At 75.2% G+C, this 4,338-nt stretch carries 3 protein-coding genes and 1 pseudogene; 2 read left to right on the top strand and 2 right to left on the bottom strand.

Features of this window, described 5'->3' with window-relative positions:
- Nucleotides 1–1,519 (bottom strand): glycosyltransferase family 39 protein (locus tag ABD323_RS39655; protein WP_425556324.1); only part of this gene is annotated, 1,519 nt, incomplete at its 3' end.
- 327 nt (nt 1,520–1,846) lie between these two features.
- Nucleotides 1,847–2,797, bottom strand: a complete 951-nt coding sequence (locus ABD323_RS39650; protein WP_344446966.1) for an alpha/beta hydrolase — start codon at nt 2,795–2,797, stop codon at nt 1,847–1,849.
- A 106-nt stretch (nt 2,798–2,903) separates the two neighbouring features.
- On the opposite strand from ABD323_RS39650, the gene ABD323_RS39645 reads away from it, so the two are divergent.
- Both ABD323_RS39645 and ABD323_RS39640 read left to right on the top strand, forming a co-directional pair.
- Nucleotides 2,904–3,833, top strand: a complete 930-nt coding sequence (locus ABD323_RS39645; RefSeq protein WP_344446965.1) for a GNAT family N-acetyltransferase — start codon at nt 2,904–2,906, stop codon at nt 3,831–3,833.
- Nucleotides 3,834–3,994: 161 nt separating this feature from the next.
- A pseudogene (locus ABD323_RS39640) lies at nt 3,995–4,338 on the top strand (glycosyl hydrolase); the annotation flags it as partial.

Here is a 4,338-nt window from a genome sequence, read left to right as displayed (position 1 = left end):
TCCCGCCCGGCCCGCCGGCGCCCTGCACCCGCGGCCCGGCGGTCACGATCGATCCGGTGTGACCGGTCGAGACGGTGTCCAGCGCGTAGGACGCCGGTCCCGCGAGCGCCACCGCGAGGGCGGCCAGCCCGGTCACGGCCGCCAGTCGCGAGCCCACCCGCCCGGTCACCCGGCCCGCCAGCCGACCGGCCAGCGGGAGCAGGAGAGCCACCGCCAGCCCGACGGTCAGCACCGTCCAGCGCAGCCACGGCAGGAAGTCACCGCTGCGCCCGAGCAGCACGAACGCCCAGACGGCGGTGGTGGCGACCACCACGCCCGCGAGCGCCGCGTACCCGAGCCGGTGGCGGGCCCGCCACAGACCGTCCACGCCCATCCCGCACAGCGCGGCGATCGCGGGGGCCAGGGCGACCGTGTAGTACTGGTGGAAGATGCCGCCCATGTAGCTGAACGTCAGTCCGGTGCAGAGCAGCCAGCCGCCCCAGACCAGGAAGGCGGCGCGTGCCGAGTCGGTGCGCGCGTAGCGGCGGGTGGCCCACAGGCCGAAGACCAGCAGCAGCAGGGCCGCCGGCAGCAGCCAGGCGATCTGGCCGCCGATGTCGCCGTCGAGGAGTCGGGTCAGGCCGGTGCTGCCCCAGATCCCGCCGCCGCGCCCGCCCCCGCCACCGGGGAGGGCGGCCCCGCCGAGGGCGCCGTCGATGCCGCCGGGCCCGCCGGTGGCACCGCCCGGCGCACCGCCGCCGACGCTGCCGGTCTCGTCACCGGTCAGCCGCCCGAACCCGTTGTAGCCGAAGGTGAGCGAGAGGAAGCTGTTGTCCTGCGAGCCGCCCACGTAGGGCCGGTCGGCCGCGGGCACCAGTTGGACGACCGCCACCCACCAGCCGGCCGCCACCACCAGCGCGAGCCCCGCGGCCAGCAGTTGGCGGATGCGCCGCCACAGGCCGGTGGGCGCGACCACCAGGTAGACCAGCGCGAAGGCCGGCAGGATCAGGAAGGCCTGCAGCGTCTTGGTCAGGAACCCGAAGCCGAAGAGCACCCCGGTCAGCAGCAGCCAGCGGGTGCCGGCCGTCTCGACGGCGCGCAGCAGCGTGTAGGCGGCCAGCGCCATCAGCAGCACCAGCAGCGCGTCCGGGTTGTTGAAGCGGAACATCAGGGTGGCGACCGGTGTCAGCGCCAGGGCCGCGCCGGCGACCAGGCCGGCCAGCGGCGAGAACCGCCGGCGCACCGTGGCGTAGACGCTCCCCACGGTGGCCGCGCCCATCAGCGCCTGCGGTAGCAGCACGCTCCACGAGCTGAGCCCGAAGATCCGCGCGGACAGCTCCATCGGCCACAGCGACATCGGCGGCTTGTCGACCGTGATGAAGGAGGCGGCGTCGGAGGAGCCGTAGAAGAACGCCTTCCAGCTCCGCGTCCCGGCCTGCACCGCCGCCGAGTAGAAGGAGTTGGCCCAGCCCGAGGCGCTGAGGTCCCAGCTGTACAGCACGGCGGTCGCCGCCAGCAGGGCCAGCAGCGCCGGCCGCACCCAGGCCGGATCCTCGGGACGCCCGCGCCACACCCGCCGGGCCAGGCCGCGCGGTCCACGCGCACCGGGAGCGGACCGGTCCGCACCGGCGGCGGGTGGGCGCGCGGGGAAGAGCGGTCGCGCCGGGTGCGGGGGCGGGAGCTGCCGCCACCCGTATGTGGGCGGGGGCTGCCGGTCCGCGGCGGGCGCCGACGCGTCCGGGGCCGGGGCAGGGTCCGAGGAGACGGGGCTGGTTCTGGTCATGGGCGCAACGCTCCGGCCCGAAGCTGTGAACCGCCTGAGCGAGCCCTCTCACCGGCCTGTGACCATCGGGGCGTCGGGCCGGCGTCAGCGGATCCGGTGGAGCAGGTCGGCGACCTCCGCGAAGACCCTGTCGCCCGCCGCCGCGGCGGCCGGCGACAGGGTGTCGAGGGTGAGGAATCCATGGACCATCCCGGCCTCGCGACGGTGCCGGACGGCGACATCGGCGGCGGCCAACCGGGCGGCGTAGGCGTCGCCCTCGTCCCGCAGCGGATCGTGTTCCGCGGTGACCACGACGGCCGGCGGGAGCCCGCCGAGGTCGAGGGCGTGCAGCGGGCTGACCTCGGGGGAGGCGCGCCGGGACGGGTCCGGCACCCACTGCTCGGCCCCCCACGCGACGTCGTCGGTCGTCAGCCCCCACCCCGTGGCCTTCGACCGGGTGCTGGGACGGGAGAGGGTCAGGTCGGTGTTGGGGTACGCCAGGACCTGGGCGGCCGGCAGCGGTCCGCCCTCGTCGCGCAGCCGCAGGCAGGCGAGCGCGGCGAGGTTCCCGCCGGCGCTGTCACCCATCACCACGGTCGGGCCCGCGATCGCCGTGCCGCGGCCCCCGCCGGCGACGGCCCACCGGACGACCTCCACGCAGTCGTCCACGGCGGCGGGCCAGGGGTGCTCCGGAGCCCGGCGGTAGTCGACGGCGAGCACCGCGGTACCGGCGCCGAGTGCCAGCCGGCGGCACATCCGGTCGTGCGACTCCAGGTCGCCGATCGTCCACATCCCGCCGTGCAGGAAGACCACCAGCGCGGGGCCCACTTCCGCAGGCCGGTAGAGGCGGGCCCGCACGGCCGTCGGGCCGACCGTCAGGTCCTCGACGTGGGCGAGCTCGGGGCCGGGCGGCCGGGCCTGTCCGCGCAGTCGCTGCGCACGCCGCAACTCGGCCGCGCCCACGGCGCGGGCCGGGGGTCCGGGGTCCTGCCGAACGGCCTCGATGAAGGCCGTCAGTTCGGCATCGGCGAGCGGAAGGTCGGTCGGTTCGGCCATGCGCTCCACGATGCCACACCGATCCGAACGGCCGGGCGGCCAGGGCCGATCATCGGGACGGGTAACCGGGTCGACAGGGCGGGTGCCGATGACGCAGGGTCAGCTCATGCCCGATCTCTCGCCACTCCCGTTGCCACCGTCCTACCGCTGCCGACCGGCCACGGCCGCCGACGCCGAAGCCGTCCACCAGTTGGTCGCCGCGTGCGAGCGCGAGCTGCTCGGCCGTGCCGACACCGGACTCGACAGCATCGCGGCCGATCTCACGCTGCCCGGCCTCGACCCGGCGCTCGACACCCTGCTCGTGCACGATGCCGCCGGGATGCTGGCCGGCCGGGCCTGGATGAACCCGGGACAGCGTGCCGAGGTCGACGTCCACCCCGACCACCGTGATCGGGGGCTGGGCAGCGCCCTGCTCGACTGGGTCGAGGCGCGGGCCGTCGGGTCGGGCCGTGAGCGGATGTCCCAGACCGTCCAGGACAACGATCGCGGGGCCGCCGCGCTGCTCCGCTCCCGCGGTTACGGGCCGCTCGTCACCCAGTGGTTGCTGGAGATCGCGCTGCCCGTCGAACCCGTGGTGCCACCACCCCCGGCGGGCATCACGGTGCGGCCCTTCCGGCCGGGGGACGAACGAGCCGCGCACCAGCTCACCGAGGACGCCTTCGACGAGTGGCAGAAGCGGCGCAAGTCCTACGAGGAGTGGGCCCGGCACACCATCGAGCGCCCCACGTTCGCACCGGCGATCTCACCGGTGGCGTTCGCCGGCGAGGCGATGGTCGGCGCCGTGCTCTCGCTGGACGTCCCGAGCCTGGGTGAGGGGTACGTCGAGCGGGTCGCGGTACGGCGCGACCACCGCAACCGCGGGATCGCCCGGCTGCTGCTGCGGGAGTCCTTCCGTGCCTTCCACCGACAAGGACAGCGGACCTGCACCCTGTGGACGCACTCGGAGACCGGCGCGCTGTCGCTCTACGAGCGGGTGGGCATGACGGTCCGTCGGAGCTCCACGGTCTACAGCAGGGCCCTGCGGGTCCCCGGCTGAGTGGCCCACCCGTGTCCGGTTGTCGTTGCCCTGCCATTATTTTAGTGATTCGTTATGGTGCCTTCCTTCACCCGCACCGGGCCCACCGGCCAGGCTTCGTGATGCTCCGCCAGGTCGCGCGACCGCGCTGCCCTGGCCCTTCTGGGGAGGATCACCGCATCGTGCCCATCCGGCAACGACGACGACTGCTGCTCGGCCTCGTCACCCTCACGGCGCTCGGCCTGACCACCACGCAGGCCCTGGCCGCGCCCGCACCCGCACCCCGTCCGTGGGACGTCCGCCACCTCGCGCAGAGCGCGCACCAGCGCGCCGCCGGGGCGGCGGCCGATCCGCGCATCGCCCCCCTGTTCAGCGCCGACGCCACCGCCAACGCCACCGCCAAGGCCGACGGCGACGGCGGTGACGGTGGCGACGAGGCCCTGAACTCGGCCGAGTCCACCGCCCAGTTCGCCGAGGCCCGCACCGCGCCCGGCGTGGTGGCGCCCGGCGCCTACGGTGCCGCGTG

It is taken from the genome of Kitasatospora nipponensis, assembly GCF_039528135.1.
Classification (GTDB): Bacteria; Actinomycetota; Actinomycetes; order Streptomycetales; family Streptomycetaceae; genus Kitasatospora; species Kitasatospora nipponensis.
The sequence above is the reverse complement of the archived record's forward strand: the minus strand, read 5'-3'. Positions and strand labels throughout refer to the sequence as shown.

Excerpts from the sequence above, each read along its gene's own strand:
- ABD323_RS39645 (WP_344446965.1), top strand. The coding sequence starts at position 2,904 with ATGCCCGATCTCTCGCCACTCCCGTTGCCACCGTCCTACCGCTGCCGA.
- ABD323_RS39650 (WP_344446966.1), bottom strand. The coding sequence starts at position 2,797 with ATGGCCGAACCGACCGACCTTCCGCTCGCCGATGCCGAACTGACGGCC.